At 39.9% G+C, this 19,379-nt stretch carries 21 protein-coding genes and 1 tRNA gene; 20 read left to right on the top strand and 2 right to left on the bottom strand.

The genetic code is table 11. The features are described from left to right. Nucleotides 1-75: 75 nt before the first annotated feature. From rimO to BQ9859_RS09330, 4 genes are all read left to right on the top strand, one after another. Complete coding sequence (rimO, locus tag BQ9859_RS09350) at nt 76-1,377, top strand: 30S ribosomal protein S12 methylthiotransferase RimO (RefSeq protein WP_075877908.1); 1,302 nt, start codon at nt 76-78, stop codon at nt 1,375-1,377. Next, nucleotides 1,371-1,853, top strand: a complete 483-nt coding sequence (locus BQ9859_RS09345) for a DNA-deoxyinosine glycosylase (protein ID WP_075877907.1) — start codon at nt 1,371-1,373, stop codon at nt 1,851-1,853. Before rimO ends, BQ9859_RS09345 begins: the two co-directional genes overlap by 7 nt. A gap of 22 nt (nt 1,854-1,875) precedes the next feature. Continuing rightward, nucleotides 1,876-3,051, top strand: a complete 1,176-nt coding sequence (locus tag BQ9859_RS09340) for a CapA family protein (RefSeq protein WP_075877906.1) — start codon at nt 1,876-1,878, stop codon at nt 3,049-3,051. 835 nt (nt 3,052-3,886) lie between these two features. Continuing rightward, on the top strand, nt 3,887-4,348 hold the full coding sequence (locus BQ9859_RS09330) for a hypothetical protein (RefSeq protein WP_075877904.1): 462 nt from the start codon (nt 3,887-3,889) through the stop codon (nt 4,346-4,348). A 125-nt stretch (nt 4,349-4,473) separates the two neighbouring features. Here BQ9859_RS09330 and BQ9859_RS09325 read toward each other — a convergent pair. Both BQ9859_RS09325 and BQ9859_RS09320 read right to left on the bottom strand, forming a co-directional pair. Then, nucleotides 4,474-4,549: transfer RNA gene (locus tag BQ9859_RS09325), tRNA-Lys, on the bottom strand. 87 nt (nt 4,550-4,636) lie between these two features. After that, nucleotides 4,637-4,936, bottom strand: coding sequence for a hypothetical protein (locus tag BQ9859_RS09320; protein WP_075877903.1), 300 nt, complete (start codon nt 4,934-4,936; stop codon nt 4,637-4,639). Between the two features lie 108 nt (nt 4,937-5,044). Here BQ9859_RS09320 and BQ9859_RS09315 point away from each other — a divergent pair, with 108 nt between their 5' ends. From BQ9859_RS09315 to BQ9859_RS09240, 16 genes are all read left to right on the top strand, one after another. Beyond that, nucleotides 5,045-5,245, top strand: a complete 201-nt coding sequence (locus BQ9859_RS09315; RefSeq protein ID WP_075877902.1) for a DUF378 domain-containing protein — start codon at nt 5,045-5,047, stop codon at nt 5,243-5,245. A 191-nt stretch (nt 5,246-5,436) separates the two neighbouring features. After that, complete coding sequence (gene infC, locus BQ9859_RS09310; RefSeq protein ID WP_075877901.1) at nt 5,437-6,021, top strand: translation initiation factor IF-3; 585 nt, start codon at nt 5,437-5,439, stop codon at nt 6,019-6,021. A 15-nt stretch (nt 6,022-6,036) separates the two neighbouring features. Then, nucleotides 6,037-6,231, top strand: coding sequence for a 50S ribosomal protein L35 (gene rpmI, locus BQ9859_RS09305; protein WP_075877900.1), 195 nt, complete (start codon nt 6,037-6,039; stop codon nt 6,229-6,231). Nucleotides 6,232-6,256: 25 nt separating this feature from the next. Then, nucleotides 6,257-6,616: a 50S ribosomal protein L20 gene (gene rplT, locus BQ9859_RS09300; RefSeq protein ID WP_075877899.1), complete on the top strand. Its 360-nt coding sequence runs from the start codon at nt 6,257-6,259 to the stop codon at nt 6,614-6,616. A gap of 118 nt (nt 6,617-6,734) precedes the next feature. Beyond that, on the top strand, nt 6,735-7,250 hold the full coding sequence (locus BQ9859_RS09295; protein ID WP_075877898.1) for a nitroreductase family protein: 516 nt from the start codon (nt 6,735-6,737) through the stop codon (nt 7,248-7,250). 195 nt (nt 7,251-7,445) lie between these two features. Then, nucleotides 7,446-8,873 carry a DUF2812 domain-containing protein gene (locus BQ9859_RS09290; RefSeq protein WP_075877897.1) on the top strand — a complete coding sequence of 476 codons (1,428 nt, stop codon included), beginning with the start codon at nt 7,446-7,448 and terminating at the stop codon, nt 8,871-8,873. A gap of 216 nt (nt 8,874-9,089) precedes the next feature. After that, nucleotides 9,090-11,687, top strand: coding sequence for a cation-translocating P-type ATPase (locus BQ9859_RS09285; RefSeq protein ID WP_075877896.1), 2,598 nt, complete (start codon nt 9,090-9,092; stop codon nt 11,685-11,687). 137 nt (nt 11,688-11,824) lie between these two features. Further along, nucleotides 11,825-12,280, top strand: a complete 456-nt coding sequence (locus tag BQ9859_RS09280) for a MarR family winged helix-turn-helix transcriptional regulator (RefSeq protein ID WP_075877895.1) — start codon at nt 11,825-11,827, stop codon at nt 12,278-12,280. A 230-nt stretch (nt 12,281-12,510) separates the two neighbouring features. Then, a complete protein-coding gene (acpP, locus tag BQ9859_RS09275; protein ID WP_075877894.1) occupies nt 12,511-12,738 on the top strand; it encodes an acyl carrier protein in 228 nt (75 codons plus the stop codon). A gap of 53 nt (nt 12,739-12,791) precedes the next feature. Further along, complete coding sequence (gene accB / locus BQ9859_RS09270; RefSeq protein WP_075877893.1) at nt 12,792-13,226, top strand: acetyl-CoA carboxylase biotin carboxyl carrier protein; 435 nt, start codon at nt 12,792-12,794, stop codon at nt 13,224-13,226. Next, entirely contained in the window at nt 13,227-14,594 is a 1,368-nt protein-coding gene (accC, locus tag BQ9859_RS09265) for an acetyl-CoA carboxylase biotin carboxylase subunit (protein WP_075877892.1), read from the top strand. Beyond that, on the top strand, nt 14,578-15,453 hold the full coding sequence (gene accD / locus BQ9859_RS09260; protein ID WP_075877891.1) for an acetyl-CoA carboxylase, carboxyltransferase subunit beta: 876 nt from the start codon (nt 14,578-14,580) through the stop codon (nt 15,451-15,453). The genes accC and accD overlap by 17 nt, the downstream gene beginning before the upstream one ends. Then, on the top strand, nt 15,450-16,367 hold the full coding sequence (locus tag BQ9859_RS09255) for an acetyl-CoA carboxylase carboxyltransferase subunit alpha (RefSeq protein ID WP_075877890.1): 918 nt from the start codon (nt 15,450-15,452) through the stop codon (nt 16,365-16,367). The genes accD and BQ9859_RS09255 overlap by 4 nt, the downstream gene beginning before the upstream one ends. A 2-nt stretch (nt 16,368-16,369) precedes the next feature. Further along, entirely contained in the window at nt 16,370-17,341 is a 972-nt protein-coding gene (locus tag BQ9859_RS09250) for a beta-ketoacyl-ACP synthase III (RefSeq protein WP_075877889.1), read from the top strand. A 13-nt stretch (nt 17,342-17,354) separates the two neighbouring features. Next, a complete protein-coding gene (locus BQ9859_RS09245; protein ID WP_075877888.1) occupies nt 17,355-18,302 on the top strand; it encodes a nitronate monooxygenase in 948 nt (315 codons plus the stop codon). Beyond that, nucleotides 18,296-19,378, top strand: coding sequence for an NAD(P)H-dependent flavin oxidoreductase (locus BQ9859_RS09240; RefSeq protein WP_075877887.1), 1,083 nt, complete (start codon nt 18,296-18,298; stop codon nt 19,376-19,378). The genes BQ9859_RS09245 and BQ9859_RS09240 overlap by 7 nt, the downstream gene beginning before the upstream one ends. Nucleotide 19,379: the final 1 nt, after the last annotated feature.

The raw sequence follows: 19,379 nt of genomic DNA, 5'->3' as shown, positions 1-19,379 counted from the left end.
TTTATATTGAAAAGGAGCAGTTGTTTTTCTTTATGATTCAGAAGCTTCATGATAAAATGATTACGGTGATTAGAAATGAAAGTTGGATTTATTTCGCTGGGATGCAGCAAAAATTTAGTAGATAGTGAAAAAATGATGGGAATGCTACAAGCCAATGGACATACGCTTGTTGCTCAGCCATCACAAGCGGAGGCCATTATCATCAATACTTGCGGTTTCATTACTAGTGCAAAAGAGGAAGCAATCTCGACTATTTTTGAAATGGCGGCTTATAAGAAAGAAAATTTAAAAAAATTAATCGTTGTGGGATGTTTGGCACAGCGTTATAAAGAACAATTAGAAAAAGAAATTCCGGAAATTGATGCAGTCATCCGCATTCAGGATTATGATACATTGCATGAGATACTTGCAAAAGAACTGCAAGATGAAGGAAAAGTGACTTTTGCAAATGCACAGCGTTTATTGACCAGCAAACCATGGACGGCTTATTTGAAGATTGCTGAAGGGTGCTCCAATCATTGCACGTATTGTGCAATTCCGCTTATTCGCGGGGATAATGTGTCCGTTCCAATGGAACAGTTGATCGAAGAAGCAAAAGAATTGGCAAAAAGGGGTGTCAAAGAATTAGTGCTCAATGCGCAAGATACGACGAAATACGGGGTCGATCTTTATGGACAGCGCAGCCTGCTGCCTCTTTTGCAGCGATTACACGAAATAGATGGTTTTCATTGGATCCGTATCTTATATATGTATCCAGATGAGATTGATGATGAATTGATCGAAGGCATGGCAAAGCTGCCAAAAGTATTACCATATTTTGATATACCGATGCAGCATGCAAATAATGCAATGTTAGCAAAAATGAATCGCAGGGGAACCAAAGAAGATGTGTTAGCACTGGTACAAAAGATCCGTACAGTATTTGATTCTCCAACATTACGTACGACTTTCATCGTAGGTTTTCCAGGAGAAACAAGGGAAACCATGGATGAATTGTTACAGTTTGTAAAAGATGTGCATTGGGATCGTATGGGTGCCTTTACATATTCGCCGGAAGAAGATACGCCTGGCTACAGCATGAAACCTGTGTGTGAGGAATCATTAAAAAAACAGTATTTGGATGAATTGATGCAGCTGCAGGAAAAGATTGCTTTAGAAAACCAGCAGAAGAAAATAGGCAGAGTGATCGAAGTATTAGTAGAAGATAAAGATGGATTAACAAACCGTTATCGTGGCCGCAGTGCGTGGGATGCTCCAGATGATGTGGATGGAATGGTCATCTTCCGCAGTGATCGTGAAATTACACTTGGTTCATTTGTAAAAGTAAAGATCACGGAAGTCTTGCCTTATGATGTGATCGGAGTCGAAGTGTGTTAGTTGGTTTTGATCCGATCATTGCTCCAGAACCAAAGGTCATGATCTTAGGCTCTATGCCCAGTGTGACCTCTTTAGAATTGCAGCAGTATTATGGATATCGGCATAATCGTTTTTGGAAGATCCTATCAGCCTGTTTTTCCATGCCAATCGATACCTATGAGAAGAAAAAAGAAATCATCTTACAAAATCATCTGCTTCTGTGGGATGTGATCCATAGTTGTGAAAGAGAAGGTTCATTAGATGCAAAGATACATAATGAAGTTGTCAATCCTATTGATCAAATTGTAAAGCAGTATCCTTCTCTGCATACCGTTATTTGCAATGGGAAGAAGAGTGAAGCACTGTACCAACGCTACTTTTCTGATCTGCCTTTACGAGAGATCTATCTGCCAAGTACCAGTAATGCAAATCGTACGATCCGTGAACCGCTTCTTTTTGAAAAGTGGATCACGGCATTGCATACATTGTTGAAATAAAAAGGGACATAAGAGGAAAATGATGAAAAAGTGTAAAATTGCTTTAACGATCCTGAGCGGTATTTTGGTATTGTCAGGATGTCAAATGCAACATACGGATGAAAAAAAAGAACCAGAGATCAAACAAGACCAAAAGGTTTCACTTACATTTACCGGGGATCTGTTATTTGAACAAAGTTTATATGATTCTTGGGAGAATGACCAATTCGGTGATTATTTTGATCGTATCAAGCCGTATTTGCAAGGCGACATCGTTGTTGGAAATCAAGAAGTTCCGATTGCTGGAGAAGATTTAGGAATTAGTGGAGTAGCTTACTCTTTTAATGCACCTGACTGGATTGCGCCGCAATTAGCCGATGTTGGATTTGATGTGCTGACCATGTCAAATAATCATGTATATGACAGAGGTTATGAAGGTGTATACCAGACATTGGAAAATTTGGAAAATAGCGGAATAACGGCTGTGGGACTCTATCCGGATGAGAAAAGTGCAGAGGATGTTACTGTTATTGAAAAAAACGGTATTCGTATTGCTTTTCTCGCTTATACATATGATACCAATATTCCTATTGAACAAAAATATGCATTTGTGACAAAAACTTTTTTAAATGATGCAGGACAATTTGACAAAGAACATCAGCAAATGTTGAAAGAAGATGTGGAAAAAGCACGTTCTCAAACAGATGCGATCGTTGTTTCCATGCATTGGGGAAGGGAATTTACTTTTGAACTGAATGAAGCCCAGAAGCAAGCGGCCGCCTATTTGAATGATTTAGGAGTCGATTTGATCATTGGTAATCATCCGCATTGTTTACAGACAATGCAGCGCCTGGTGAATCAGGAAGGAAAAGAAACGATGGTTTTCTACTCATTAGGAAATCTTGTTTCTGCGGCAGCGATGGTGGATCGGGCAAGTGTGGATTTTGCAAACTTGTATGAAATGGGAGCAATCGTTCATTTAAATGTAGTTAAAGATGGAGAGAGTGGCAAGATACGAATAGAACAGGTTCATCTTACTCCTTATATCAATCATTTTGATGTTAATTATTCGCATTTTCAATTGATCCCGTTTTCTGAATATACAGAAAAATTAGCACAAGAGCATTGTCAAAGACAGTATGCAAATAATTTCACGAAAGAATGGCTGCAGGAACAATTGAACTTCCTTTTTGAAAGAAAGGTGCAGCTGGATCTATAGAAACAATCGAAAAGATATATTTATTTACATCAGGGCGTATTCTTCTATGCAGAATATGTCCTTTTTTCAGTTATAAATCAGATATAATAAAAAAATCCGATAATTCGGATTTTGTTTTCAATATCAAAATCGATTGCATTACGATTAAGAATGCAACGAATGATTATTTTCATCAAATGTTGTCATGGGTCGATATGTCTTGTATCACGTACGTATCGAAAAAGGCAAAAAATAATATTTATGCAACTTTTTAAACTGATTGTCGGCATATATAGTGAAGAGAATCAGATGGCAAATCAATTGCAGAGACAAAACAAAAAGATGGCCGTAATAAGTTTCATGTCGCAATGAAATATCCTGCATTAGTTGTTTGACAGTGAAGAAGGTGCAGCACTCAAATATCAGCAGCAAAACAGCCACATCTGTACTGCCAAAAACTATATCTGTTTCCGGCTTGATTGAGTAAACGCCTTTTATCGCAAAATGATACATTGTTTATTGCAAGGGCGCAACAAACAATTACTTTATCCTTCATTTTTGTCTCTGTGCAGAACTTGACCAAGAAGCTTATGAAACCATTTTGTTTTAGACGAGCATTTTATTTCTTTGAGTGCTTGGATATGTCTGTTGATCCATATAAGCATATCGATAAGCTTATATGGATCACTAATGCCGGGATCGTGCAATGATGCAGACCTTCCTTGTAGTATCGCTGTTTATGCTTTTTAGACAACTAAAACAAAGATATTGATGATGCCTGTAGCATTTGTGCTGCATAGTTCAAGGGTCGATTGATTGATTTGATATCTGTAATATCTTAAGGAGAAATGTTTTTATGAAAAGAATACTGTATACTGCTTTATGTTCACTGCTCTTCTTAAACGCGTGTGCCGTAAGAACAACGCTTGATTCAGATTTGACCTATTTTGCTGATTATCCTGGAGTAATTGATGTTCTTGATTATTTAGAGGTTTCTAAAGAGGACTGCCGATATGTATCAAAAGAGAAAGATCGTTTTATCGTCTGCTTTCCGGAAGATACATCTGCTGTTCTCGATGACTATATTCATGATATGGAAAAAAACGGCTTTAAAGCAGAAAATTATTCTGCAACTGTCTGGGAAACCGTTGTTTTAAAAAAAAGGCCTTATGAGATCCAGATTGCATCGATCAATCGACATTATATCGATGAGTGGATTTCATATCAAGAGGATTCGGTTGATTATCAGGCAATACAAGATCAAGATTTCGATTCAATAAGCATCATCATTTATGATCTTACACTTACGGAACAGTAAAATGTCATTTAATGATCTTTTCATTGATTCACTAAGAAATGATATTTTTTTAACAATTATATATATTCTTCAGATTTCAAAGAATATAATAAAAAAAACCTGATTTCTCAGGTTTCTGTTCTCAATGGTGGACCCTTAGGGATTCGAACCCTAGACCCACTGATTAAGAGTCAGTTGCTCTGCCAACTGAGCTAAGGGTCCATGCTGATTGCTCATATATATTATCAATAACTGGCGATAATGTCAATAAAAAAGTAAACAATTATTGTGCAATGCAGCACTTGCTGATCAAAGCTGAAAGCCATCAATGGTCTTATTGCCATCTTCCTTTTTCAGGCGTTGGATGATTGCTTCTCGCTCTTTATCGAATGTAGCAAGCTGATTCGGGTAACAACTGGAATGATGTTCCATCAGTTCAATGATCTGTTGCAGTGTCACCTGTGTCGGATCAAAAGAAGGATCATTTTTATTTAATGTGATCACCCATAAATGAATATCGTTTAGATAGGCTATTCCCGGTTCCTGAATCGTAAGGGGAACTGCATTTAATAACATTGTCTTTGCTTGAAAGAATGGTTCTAGTCTCATCGTTTTCACCTTCTAAATCTATTATGGTCAAAAATATGAAAAAGAAAAGACTTGACTTCTTGTATAAAAATGCAGATACCGGGTAAATTATACAGCAGGAGGGTGCATATGAAATTTTTAAATGTGACAGCATGGACGATTGCCATTATTGGTGCAGTTAACTGGGGATTGATCGGTGCTTTTCAATGGAACCTGGTAGATACGCTATTTGGCGTAGACAGCTGGCTTAGCCGTTTGATCTACATATTGGTAGGATTAAGCGGACTATATCTTTTGATGCTGTATCCGAAGATCATGAGTCAAGATTAATGAAAAAACTGAAAAAGAAAGGCGATTTTAAGAAAAATCTCTTTACAAAATGAGAAGGGCATGATACTATAACTGAGCAGAAAAGCGAGTGGAAAGTTAGAAGTACCCCTTCTCACCTGATGTCCCAAGGACATGGGTCAACGCCATCACATAAACAAAAAGATTTATGCGGATGAATGAAGTGGGTATGTATGTACCCACTTTTCTTTCGGCAAGAAATATGGGAGGTGTCTGTTATCAATAGAAAAGTGATTCCTAACAATGTAAACGACGACTTAGTAAACGAAAAAATTCGTTTCAAGGAAGTGCTGGTCATCAATTCAGATGGCGAACAGCTGGGAATTAAAATGCGTCGTGAAGCTTTGGATATTGCGTTCGACCAGGGACTGGATCTGCTTTGTGTAGCACCAAAAGCACAGCCGCCGGTATGTAAGGTGCTTGATTATGGAAAGTATCGTTTTGAACAGCAGAAGAAAGCCAAAGAAGCGAAGAAAAAACAACATGTAACGGAGGTAAAACCGTTGCGTCTTTCACCGGTCATCGATAAGCATGATTTCGAAACAAAATTGCGTCATGCACGGAATTGGCTGGAAGATGGCATGAAGGTGAAAATCGATATGCGCTTTCGTGGCCGTATGATGACTCGTTTGGAAGTAGGAAGAAAGATCATGGATAGTTTTATTGAAGAGTGTTCAGACATTTCTTCTGTAGAAAAGAAACCGCTTTTGGAAGGAAACACAATGTCAACGGTTCTGGCACCGAAAAAGAATAAATAGTAGGAGGTAATGATCATGCCAAAAATGAAATCCCACAGAGGACTTGCAAAACGTGTTAAATTAACAGGTTCAGGAAAATTGAAAAGAAGTCATGCGTATACTTCTCACCGTTTCCACGGTAAGACAAAGAAACAGCGTCGTCATCTGGCTAAACCAGCTACGGTGCATCCAACTGACTTTAAACGTATTAAAGAAATGTTAGTGAAGTAATTTTGTAGATTAGGAGGAAATAAACATGGCAAGAGTTAAAGGTGGAACTGTATCACGCAGTAGAAGAAAACGTGTCCTAAAACTGGCAAAAGGATACTTTGGTTCAAAACATATTTTATATAAGACAGCACATGAGCAGGTAATGCATTCATTCAAATATGCTTACAACGATCGTCGTAAGTTAAAGAGCAATATGCGTAAATTGTGGATTGCTCGTATCAATGCAGCTGCTCGTACAAATGATTTGTCATATTCAAAATTAATGCATGGTTTAAAATTAGCCAACATCGAAGTAAACCGCAAGATGCTTTCTGAAATGGCTATTCATGATGCTGTTGGTTTTACAGCACTTTGTGATGCAGCTAAAAAAGCTTTAGCAGCTTAAATTGAATAAAGGTCCGTTTGACGGACTTTTTTTTATTCTGTGGAAACAGTTGAGGAAGAAAGGAAATTTCGTTAAAATAAAAGTATAGAAGCAAAGGTAAAGAAACGGAGGTTTTCCTATGAATGTGATCGAATGTATTGAAAAGCGCCACAGCACACGTCAGTTTAGTGATCGCAGGGTCGAAAAAGAAAAATTGGAACAAATCGTTCACTGTGCGATCCAAGCACCTACTGGACGAAATACACAGGCATTGCGCTTTGTCGTTTTGCAAAAAGAAGAAGAGATGGAACGTTTTGTAAAATACTGTAAACATGTGTTAAAACGAGAGGAATCTCCATATTACGGTGCAAATGCGATCGTTTTTGTATTTGCCGATATGGAGAAAGCAAGTACTCCTTTACAAGATGCAGCAGCTGCTGTTGAAAATATGCTGCTGGCCGCTACAGAATTAGGATTAGGCTCTTGTTGGATCCATACAGCATCCATTCAGTATTTTAAGACCCTGCAAGGAAAAGAACATAAACGTATATGGGGATTGGAAAATTATGAATGCTTGGAATCATGTGCAATTGGTTATACACAAGGAGATCCTTTGTTAAAAGAAAAACAAGAAAATATCTTACGTTTCATATGAACATTTTGTGATAGCAAAAACAAAGAGGGCATATCCTCTTTGTTTTTTATATGAAAAGCGCTTGTGAAGGTTTTCTGAATTTTATAGAGATAACAAGATGGCGGTTTGACAAATAGAAGAAGGCAATGGTATGATAAATGAGATTTTCCTAATGGAGACCATTGGGAAAGTGCATGAAGTCAGGAGGGACGAATCATGGATCAGATGGATAAGAAAACAGGATCAGATCATTCAAACAACACCGTGACGGAAATGAATCAGCAAAGCAAGATGACTGTCATCGAACAGGGAAAAGATAAAGAAACAAAGATACAAAATGAAGAGAAAACAGTATTAATGAAAATGCATGATTTTTTTTCAAAGGAAAACCGTGCCAAAATAAAGCAAAAAGGTAAATCAATTTGCGATACGGTCAAACAATGGGGCAGACAGGGGAAAAATTTTTGTGCAAAGCGAAAACAAAATATTCAAAATGCATGGAATAAAATATTTACCCAAGAGCGAAAGGAAGCTCTTTTAGCAAAATGGAATGCTTTTATGAATAAGGTACAGAAAATAAAAACAGGCATTCAATCCGTGTGGCATTCCTGTATCAAGATGTGCAAGAATGCATGGAGTAAAGTTTGGACTCCTCAGCGCCAGGAAGCTTGCGCAAAAGTTTGGAACAGCTGCAAAGCAAAAAGCAAAGCAGTTTGTGTAAAAATTGCATCAGTTTGTCAAAAAGTGAAAAATAAGTGTATTGCGGTTTGGTTTCAAATTTTCACAGAAGAACGTCGCAAAGCAATGAAAGACAAGTGGAATGCTTTTGTAAAAAGACTGCAGCCAATTTATGAAAAAGCAAAATCCTATGTTTTATTCGTGTTGAATAAAATGAAACAGGCATGGGCAAAACTGACCTGTGAGAAGAATAAGCAGGCAGTAAAATCCGTTTACAATAAAATAAAGAATGCTGTTGTAAAGAGTGTTTTATGGATCAAAGAGAAAGTTGTAACTTTTGTACGTGAAATAAAAGAAAAAGAAACGAAAGACGGTTTACGTACACGTAAGCTCTTTTATATCTCCGATTATGAAAAAGAAGCAGCTTATTTACGTGATATGTCATTAAAAGGATATCATTTTATCCGAAATGATGGTTTTAGTTTTGATTTTATCAAAGGAGAACCAAAGAATTACTTCTATTTATTAGACTATTATAAAGTTGATCCTTCACAAGAAGAAATGAATCAATGGCATCAAGATGGATGGGAAGATATTTTTCATGCGCCTGTGAATTATGAGGGAAGCTGGTATTTCTTCCGCCGTGAATTAAGTGAAGGCGACATGTTTGAGTATAATGAAAACAATGCATCACGTTTGGAACTTTTTGAACGTTTGACGAAAAACTGGCAGGGAATTCTTTCTATTGTTGCGTTATGTACTGTATTCAGTATTGTGGCGATCTGTATGCAAATTGCATTGCATGGATTTCCTTGGATGATTGCGATCTGTATTGTTTTAGCTGCCATTTGCGGCTTTGTATTCCTGATTTATCTAAATATGTATTATCGTACGCGATTACGTATCATCGACATTCACAATGCTCAAAAACAGAAAACAAAACAAGAGGAAAGTAATGTAAAATAATTGTAAATTTCCCATTTAGTGATTTACAAAATATAGGTGGAGTGTTAAAATAAAAAGCCATAAGGGAGTAGTCTGCACAATGTGCGAATCAGGTTCAACATTCCCGAATTTCGATTCTGGCCGGATTCATAAATGACGAGACTTATAGAAAAGGGGTTTTTCTATGGTCTCGTTTTTTTATGTGATGACATAGAAAAATCAGAAAGGATGAACGATATGGAAAGATATTTTTATCAAAAAGAAGTACAACAAGTAATGGATGAAGTACAGACTTCTTTACAAGGGTTGAATAAGCAGGAGGCTGCTCAACGCCTGGAAAGAGATGGAAAAAATGAACTGGAAGAGAGCAAACCACCACATCCATTGATGATCTTTTTCTCACAGTTTAAAGATCTTCTGGTAATTATTTTGATCATTGCAGCAATTATTTCCATGATTTCCGGCGAGGTGGAAAGCACGATCGTCATTTTAGCGGTCATTACGATGAATTCCATTTTAGGAACGATTCAAACGATCAAAGCACAAAAGTCATTGGATGCACTTCGTCAATTGTCTACACCGAGCGCCAGGGTCATTCGGGATGGAATGAAGATGGAAATTCCTAGTCCCGAGTTGGTTGTCGGTGATATCCTATTGCTGGAAGCTGGAGATGTAGTGAGTGCGGATGCGCGTGTCATCGAATCGTATTCTTTACAAGTGAATGAAAGTTCATTGACAGGTGAGGCGGAAAGCGTAGAAAAGCAGGTAGAATGTATTCCAGAAGAGTGTCCGTTAGGGGATCAGAAGAATATGGTATTTTCGAGTGGCTTGGTTACTTATGGACGCGGCGTTGCGGTGGTATGTGCAACCGGCATGCAGACGGAAATCGGTAAAATTGCAACCTTGATGAACCAGACAAAAGAGCGTAAAACACCTTTGCAGAAGACATTGGATGATTTTGGAAAAAAACTGAGTTTAGGCATCATCATCATTTGTATCATCGTCTTTGCATTAAACGTATTACAAGGCAACCAAGTGTTGGATGCTTTGATGTTTGCAGTGGCATTGGCAGTTGCAGCGATTCCGGAAGCACTGTCTAGTATCGTTACGATCGTTTTAGCAATGGGAACCTCACAAATGGCAAGAGAACATGCCATTATCAAAAATATCAATTCTGTAGAAAGCTTAGGCTGTGTTTCTGTCATCTGTTCAGATAAAACAGGTACCTTGACGCAAAATCGCATGAGCACACAGCAATTTTTCCGTAACAATGAGCAGATCGAAGCAAATGATCTGGGCAGTTCCAAGATCGACCAGCTGTTGCAAATTGGGTATGTTTTATGCAATGACTCGCAAACAACAGGAGGACAACGTATCGGAGATCCAACAGAATTAGCTTTTGTAGATCTTGCACATCATTTTGGAAAAGATGAGCTAGAGTTGCGCAAACGTTATCCGCGAATTGCTGAAAATCCATTTGATTCCCAACGAAAAATGATGTCTACTTTGCATGAGATGGATGGCCGACAGATCTTATTTGTCAAAGGAGCTTGTGATGAATTGTTGAAGCGCTGCGAAAAAATCGAGATGATCGATGGAACACGCGAAATAAAAGAGGCGGATAAGAAAAGTGTTCTAGCGCAAAATGAGACATTTGCCGAAAATGGTCTGCGTGTTTTAGGCTTGGCTTATCGAATCATGGATGGAAGAAATGAAGTATCGCTTGAGGATGAAGATCATTTAACCTTTATCGGTATTGCCTCACTGATGGATCCGCCGCGTGAAGAAAGTGCACAGGCAGTTGCTGACTGCAAACAGGCAGGTATGATTCCGGTCATGATCACCGGGGATCACAAGGTAACTGCCTGCAGCATTGCATGCAAGATCGGCATCTATCAAGATGGAGATCTTTGCTTAGATGGTATGGAACTCAATGCATTGGATGATGCAGCTTTGGATGCATGTTTGGAAAAAGTGCGTGTTTATGCACGTGTTGCTCCAGAACATAAGATTCGAATTGTGGATGCTTGGCAGCGTAAAGGTAAATTAGTTGCTATGACAGGAGACGGCGTGAATGATGCACCGGCATTAAAACAAGCGGATATCGGTATTGCAATGGGCATTACAGGTACAGAAGTAAGCAAAGATGCAGCGAGCATGATCTTAACAGATGATAATTTTGCGACAATCATCAAAGCGGTTGCTGCAGGACGAAATGTGTATGCCAACATTCGCAATGCGATCATTTACTTATTGGGAGGAAATCTTTCCGGTATCATCACCGTGCTTTGTGCTTCTTTATTTGCCTTGCCAGTACCTTTCTTGCCGGTGCATCTGCTGTTTATCAATTTGATTACGGACTCACTGCCTGCATTAGCAATCGGTATGGAAAAGTCTGCGCAGGATGTGTTGAAACAAGCTCCACGAGATCCTTCGCAAGGTATTTTAGACAAAGAAACATTGAAGACATTGGGTGTGCAGGGAGCGCTGATTGCCATTGTTACGATTGCCGCTTACTTTATCGGATTGTCTCATTCGTGGGCAGAAGCAACGACCATGGCGTTTGCAGTGCTGTGCCTGGCTCGTTTGTTCCATGGCTTTAATTGCCGCAGCAAATATTCTTTACGGCATATCGGATTCTTTTCCAATCGCTATTCCATAGCCGCATTTATTGCTGGAGGCGCCTTGCTGTCCATCATCTTATTGGTACCGGGATTGCACAATTTGTTCTCCGTTACGATCTTGAGCGGGACACAGTTAGCAATGATCGCTGGCTTGGCAATCCTGCCGACGATCTGTATTCAATTGATGAAAATGTGGAAAGAAAGAGTTTGATTTTGATTAAAAGAGTACCTGTTATTAAAAAACAGATACTCTCTTTTTTATTTTGATATAAATTCGTAATGAAAAGCAAAAATTCTTGTATTTGTGAAAACTCGTGCTATAATAACAAAAAAGAAGAGAGGAATTCTATGGGAAATTTGCGGCATACGACAAATGAGCTGCTGGTCGGCTTATTTAACTATATTTTATATATCGAAGAAAGAAATTTAAAAAAAAGAGGCATTGAGTTATCGATGAATGATGTGCATATATTGGAAAGCATACAAAAAGCAAGCGATAATAGTATGTCTCATATTGCGGCAAGGATCATGGTCACACAGGGTACTTTAACAACAAATGTAAATAAATTGATTGCGAAAGGCTATGTAGAACGTTATCAAGATGAGAAAGATAAACGGATCAAACGTCTTCGCATCACAGAGAAAGCCTTGCCCGTTTTAGCAATTCATGAACAATTTCACGAAGAAATGATCGACCAGGCAATTGGAAAACTGGGATTGGAAGACAATGAATTGTTAAATGAAACTTTGGAAAATCTGTTAGCTTATTTCCGTGATGAATATCGCTCACAAGCAGGAATTTAAGAATGGATATGCAAAATGCATATCTTTTTTTATGAAATTTCGCGTTTTTTTGACAAAGATATAGAAGATGAGGAGAAAAAAGAATTTATTTTACAAATAAAATAACGCTTACAGCCGAAAATCACAAAAAAAATTATATTTTTATTTTCAAAGTATTTACTTTGATTGTCAAAAGGTGTATAGTCATATCTGTAATCTTTGAATATCAAAGTTTTTTAGGAGGATAAAACATGATCGAACAAATCAAAAAAGTATTAGTAGATGCATTGAATTTGGATGAAGAATCCATTACGCCAGAAGCAAATCTGAAAGATGATTTAGGAATTGATTCTTTGGCAGCTGTTGAACTGGCTTTAGAGCTGGAGACAGAATTCGATATCCGTATTGAAGATGATGAACTGGCAAAATTAGAAACTGTGCAAGATATCATCAATATCATTGAAGAAAAACAAAAATAAATGAAATCATGTGAGCTAAGGAATCTTAGCTCATTTTAAAAGGAGTGAGGAATATGGACACTGCAAAGATCAAAGAAATCATTTCCATTTTTGAAGGATCTGCATTAACAGGCATGGAACTGGAAGTAGATGATCTAAAACTCAAACTGAATAAAGAAATGCCAATCGAAAGCGAAAGCAGGATACAGCAGATCTCTCGACCGTCGCAGGAGAAGGATATTCCATTGTCAAAACAGGAAGAAGTTGTGAATGGAGAAGTCGTGCGATCTCCGCTTGTAGGTACCTTTTATGCAGCAGCAGGCGAACAGGCAAAGCCATTTGTTGAAATTGGAACAAAGGTAGAGAAAGGTGATATCTTGTGCATCATTGAAGCAATGAAGGTCATGAACGAGATACATGCTCCGACAAGCGGCGTAGTAAAAGAAATCTATATCAAGGATGGCGATATGGTACAGTTTGATGAAGAACTGATGGTCATTGGTGAGTAAATGATCAGGAAGATATTGATAGCCAATCGCGGCGAGATCGCTATTCGGATCATTCGAACTTGTAAAGAAATGGGAATCCGGACAGTTGCCATCTATTCGACTGCAGATAAAGACGCGCTGCATGTACAACTGGCACATGAAGCTGTCTGTATCGGCGGTCCTAGACCTGCAGAGAGCTACCTGAATATGAATGCCATCCTTCAGGCTGCTTGTAGTACGGGGTGTGATGCGATCCATCCTGGTTTTGGCTTTTTAAGTGAAAATTCCCAGTTTGCAATGTTGACACAGCAATGCGGGCTGATTTTTATCGGACCACGACCAGAGGTAATTGAAAAGCTTGGAAACAAAGCAACAGCTCGTCAGATGATGATCGAAGCAGGGGTCCCTGTTATCCCAGGCAGCAAACAGATCATACAAGATGTAGAAGAGGGAAAGAAATATGCAAAAGAGATCACATACCCTTTGATCATCAAAGCTGCAAATGGCGGAGGCGGCCGCGGGATGCGTATTGTTCATAGTGAAGACGAGTTTGAACATGCTTATTATAGTGCGAAAAGCGAAGCAAAGGCTTGTTTCGGCGATGAGGATGTCTATATGGAAAAATATATTGAACATCCAAAACATGTCGAAGTACAGGTGTTGTGTGATGAGTTTGGAAACTGTCTGCATCTGTATGAGCGTGATTGCAGTTTCCAGCGCCGCAATCAAAAAATGATCGAAGAAGCACCTTGCCATGTATTAAAAGAAGATATACGCGAAAAGATGTTTGAAGATGCAATCAAGGCATGCCGCTATGTAGGTTATACATCGGCAGGAACGATCGAATTCTTGTTAGCGAATGATGGAAAATATTATTTCATGGAAATGAATACGCGTATTCAAGTAGAACACCCCATCACTGAGCAGATTTGCGGGATCGATATCGTCAAACAACAGATCCGCATTGCGGATCATCAGCATTTAAAGCTGAAACAAAGCGATATCCATGCGCATGGTTATGCATTGGAATGCCGCATCAATGCAGAAGACATTCATCGGGATTTTGCCCCTTCCCCAGGGAAGATCACCTTTTTGAATCTGCCAAGCGGCCGCGGTGTACGAGTAGAAACGGCAGTTTATAATGGATACAGCATTCCGCCCTACTATGATTCCATGATCGCCAAGATCATCACATTTGCACCTACCCGATTAGAATGCATCAAAAAAATGCGTATTGCTTTAGAAGAGCTGATCATCGATGGAGTTGAAACAAATGTGGAATTTCATTATCTGGCGCTGCATCAGCGATCATTCATTGAAGGAACATACGATACAGGGTATGCGCAGACATTCATTGAGGAGCTGAAGGAAAATGGAGAATTTATTTAAAAAACGGCAAAATCGTCTGCATTTATTTGAAAATTTTCGACACACGAATATAGAAAACAACCAACCGAAAGAAATTCCGGATTATGTATTTAAAAACTGTGAGCATTGTGGAGAAAGTATTCCTTATATGGAGCTGCAGCGAACATATTATGTATGTCCGCGTTGCGGACATCACTTAAAGATCTCTGCTCGAGAGCGTATTCGTCAATTGATCGACGATGGAAGCTTTCATGAACACGATGCACTGGTCGAAAGCAAGAATGAGGAACATTTTGCAGGTTATGATGAAAAGCTGGAAAAGGCAAAACAAGCGACCGGCATGCATGAAGCAGTCATTTGCGGACATGGTTTGATCAAAGGCTTTCCATTAGCGATCGCCGTGATGGATTCCCGTTTTATGATGGGAAGCATGGGACATGTCGTAGGTGATAAAATCACCCGTTTGATCGAATGGGCAGACAAACACTCACTTCCTTTATTGATCAGCTGTACCAGCGGAGGCGCGCGCATGCAGGAGGGAATCCTGTCCTTGATGCAAATGGCTAAGACTTCTGCGGCTTTAAAACGATTTAGTGATCATGGGAATTTTTATATCAGTTTATTGACCCATCCAACAACAGGCGGGGTATCTGCCAGCTTTGCAATGTTAGGTGATGTCATTTTGGCAGAACCAGATGCATTGGTTGGTTTTGCAGGCCGTCGTGTCATTGAAAAAACGGTAAATGAAGTGTTGCCGCCCCAATTTCAACATGCGGAGTTTGTGATGGAAAAAGGATTTATTGATCGTATCGTCGAACGTAAGGATCTGAAAAGGACCATTGCTGATCTGATCTTATTGCATGGAGGAAAACGAATATGAGCTTATTAGAAAAAGAAGGGCAGTTGGAAGATCTTCAGAAACAATTGGAATTATGCGAAGATCCAGTTAAGAAGATGCAATTAGAAATGCAGATCCAAGATCTAAGCATGAAGATGTATCATGATCTGGATGCCTGGGATCGAGTATATTTGGCACGTCATCCACATCGTCCCAAAGCACAGGATTATCTGCAATCGCTGTTTCACACCTTTTATGAAATGCATGGAGATCGTCATTATGGAGATGATCGTTCGATCATCGGCGGTATCGCGATGTTTGAACAAACCCCTGTTACAGTGATCGCACAAGCAAAAGGGAAAGATTTGCAAGAAAATCTGATACGCAATTTCGGTATGCCAAATCCAGAAGGGTATCGAAAAGCACTGCGATTGGCAAAGGAAGCTGAAAAATTTCATCGTCCGATCATTACCTTTGTTGATACATCCGGCGCTTATCCTGGAAAAGGTGCAGAAGAACGAGGACAAGCGGAAGCAATCGCACAATGTTTATTTACATTTTCCAACTTGAAAACACCAATTATTTGCATCGTGCTGTCTGAAGGTGGAAGCGGCGGAGCATTGGCATTCAGTGTGGGGGATCGTTTGATCATGTTAGAAAATGCTATTTATTCGATTTTATCACCTGAAGGTTTTGCGTCGATCTTGTGGAAAGACGGCAGCCGGGCAAAGGAAGCTGCAGAAGTGATGAAGCTCACAGCTGCAGATTTAAAAGACAAAGAAATCATTGATGCGATCATCCGCGAACCTTTAGGCGGTGCGCAAAATGATCTGGAAGCGGTGTGTGACCGTTTACGTGACGCGATCCGCAGTGCATTGGCAGATCTGACAAAGACCAAAATGAATCAGTTATTGAAAAATCGTTATGAAAAATATAGAAAGATCGGAGTGATCTGATCATGGATCAAATACAATTATTAGGATGCGGATATGCTTGTCCAAAACAAAAAATCACGAATCAGCACTTAGAGACACTGATTGATACAAGCGATGAGTGGATCGTGCAACGTACAGGAATACATGCTCGTTATGTAGCAACAAAAGAAACGACGAGTTATTTAGCAGCTCAGGCAGCACAGGCGGCAATCAAAGATGCAAAGATCGATCAAAAAGAGATCAAGGTCTTGATCGTTGCGACATTAACGGCAGATCAACCGATGCCGAGCACTGCCTGCCTGGTTCAAGAACAGCTGAAGATGATGGATCAGCCATTGATGGCGTTTGATCTCAATGCGGCATGCAGCGGGTTTTTATTTGCATTGCAATGTGCCTGCGGACTTTTGAAAGAAAATGAATGTGCATTAGTCATCGGTGCAGAAAACTTATCAAAGATCATCGACTGGCAAGATCGATCGACATGCATTTTGTTTGGCGACGGCGCAGGAGCTGCTGTTATCAAAAAGAGCTCAGAAGGAAAACCCATTTGGCATTTTGCCCAAAGCAAGGGAGATCCAAAACGGGTCTTAGATATTCCTGGCAAATCATTGAGTACGATTCCATGTGTCAATGTAGAAGAATCTTATCGTTACTTGCATATGGATGGAAAAGAAGTTTTTCGTTTTGCTGTCGGTGCAATGGAAGAAGCGATTCAACAGGTTATGAAACAAAGCGGCTATACTTTAGAAGACATCGATCTGATCATTCCCCATCAAGCAAATATACGAATATTGATGAGCGTAGCGCGGCATATGAAAGTAGAAATGAACCGCTTTTATGTTAATTTAGACCGTTTTGGAAATACTTCGGCGGCAAGTGTTCCGATTGCCCTTTCACAAGCAAAAGAAGAAGGACGATTACAAAAAGGAATGAAGATCATTCTGGTAGGATTTGGCGGAGGTTTGACCTATGCCGCATCCTTGTTGGAATTATAAGGAGATTAGTTATATGTTGTTAAATGAAATGTTTCATGTAAAATATCCAATTATTCAAGGGGCAATGGCAAATATTGCAACTGCAGAATTTGCAGCTGCTGTATCCAATGCAGGGGGCATCGGCGTCATTGGTACCGGGGCAATGAATGTTGAACAGGCAAGGGAAGCGATTCGTCGCTGTCGTTCTTTGACAGACCAGCCATTTGGCGTCAACGTCATGATGATGAATCCATATACAAAAGAATTGATGGAGATGATCGCAGAAGAAAAAGTTGCGTTGATCACTACGGGTGCAGGAAATCCTGGCGTGTATATGCAGATGTTGAAAGAAAGTGGTGCAAAGGTATTTCCAGTCGTTCCAAGCGTTGCCATGGCAATACGTATGGAACGCAGCGGTGCAGACGGCTTGATCGTTGAAGGTGGAGAAGCTGGAGGACATGTTGGTGAACAAACAACGATGGCATTATTGCCGCAAGTGGCAGATGCAGTGCAGATCCCGATCGTTGCGGCAGGCGGTATCGGTGATAGCCGCGGCGTTTGTGCTGCTTTTTGTCTAGGAGCAATCGGTGTACAAGTTGGTACTTGTTTATTGGTATCTCAAGAATGTCCTATTCATGAAAATTATAAACAGGCGGTAATCAAGGCAAAAGATACAGATACGGTCGTAACCGGAAGAAGCCTGCATTCTCCAGTACGCATCTTAAAGAATCCAATGGCACGACAATATATCAAATTGGAAGAACAAGCTGCCAATCGCGAGGAACTGGAGAAACTGACATTAGGCGGACTTCGCCGTGCAGTATTTGATGGAGATATGAAAACCGGTTCAGTCATGATGGGACAAATTGCCGGTTTATGTCATGAAATCCGTCCTATTCAAGAAATCTTGCAGGGATTGATGAAAGATACAAAAAATGTCAGCGCAAGATTAAACAAAATGGTGGAGGAAGCTGCATGTTAAAAGCAGTCTTCTTTCCTGATAAGACCTTAACGATCCCTATCATTCAAGGAGGAATGGGAGTCGGCATCTCTCTTTCTTCTTTGGCCGGTCATGTAATGAAAGAAGGAGGCATGGGGGTCATCAGTGCAGCACATCCCGGATATGCCCGTGCTGATTTTCGATCGGACAGTGTTGCAGCCAATTGCAAATCCATCATTGATGAATGTGCAAAAGCGCGTAAGATCGCACAAGGAAAAGGAATGTTAGGCGTCAATATCATGGTCGCTTCGACAGACTATGATCGATATGTTCAAGCTGCCATTGAAGCAGGCGCAGATGCAATTATCAGCGGTGCGGGACTGCCGTTGCATTTGCCGGCGTTGGCAAAAGATAGCGGTGTCTTACTGGCTCCGATCGTCTCAAGCAAAAGAGCGGCTCAACTGATTTTACGCAGCTGGGACAAACATTACCAAACATGTCCGGATTTTATCGTGATCGAAGGTTGTGAAGCCGGGGGTCACCTTGGATTTCGAAAAGAAGAGCTTCTTTCCAATACCTGTCAGCCATTGGAAGAAATAGTAACTGAAGTTTTATCTTTACTACCTTCTTATGAGGAAAAATATCAAAAAAAGATTCCTGTATTTGCCGCAGGCGGCATTTACGATGGAAAAGATATTGCGCGCATGCTTGCCTTAGGTGCCAGCGGTGTACAGATGGCTACTCGTTTTATTGCAACTTTTGAATGTGATGCAAGCGAGGCTTTTAAACAGGCTGTCATCCGCTGTAAGAAAGAGGATATCCGTTTGATCAAAAGCCCGGCCGGACTTCCCGGAAGAGCTTTGAATAATGCGTTCATCAAACGCGTAGAAGGAAAGATGATCTGTATGGAAAACTGTCTGCACTGCATGAAGCCATGTGATCCAAGTCATACGCCCTATTGTATCAGCGAAGCTTTGATCACGGCTGTGAGCAAAGATCCTGAAGATGGTGTTGTATTTGTTGGCAGCAATGCATGGCGTGTTCACCGTATGATGCATGTACAGGAATTGATACAAGATTTAATAAAAGAAGCAAATGCTTGTTTAAAGGAGAACTGAT

This window comes from Merdibacter massiliensis (genome assembly GCF_900155395.1).
GTDB classification, from domain to species: Bacteria; Bacillota_I; Bacilli_A; order Erysipelotrichales; family Erysipelotrichaceae; genus Merdibacter; species Merdibacter massiliensis.
Note: the sequence above shows the minus strand (reverse complement) of the source record. Positions and strands in the feature narration are given on the sequence as shown.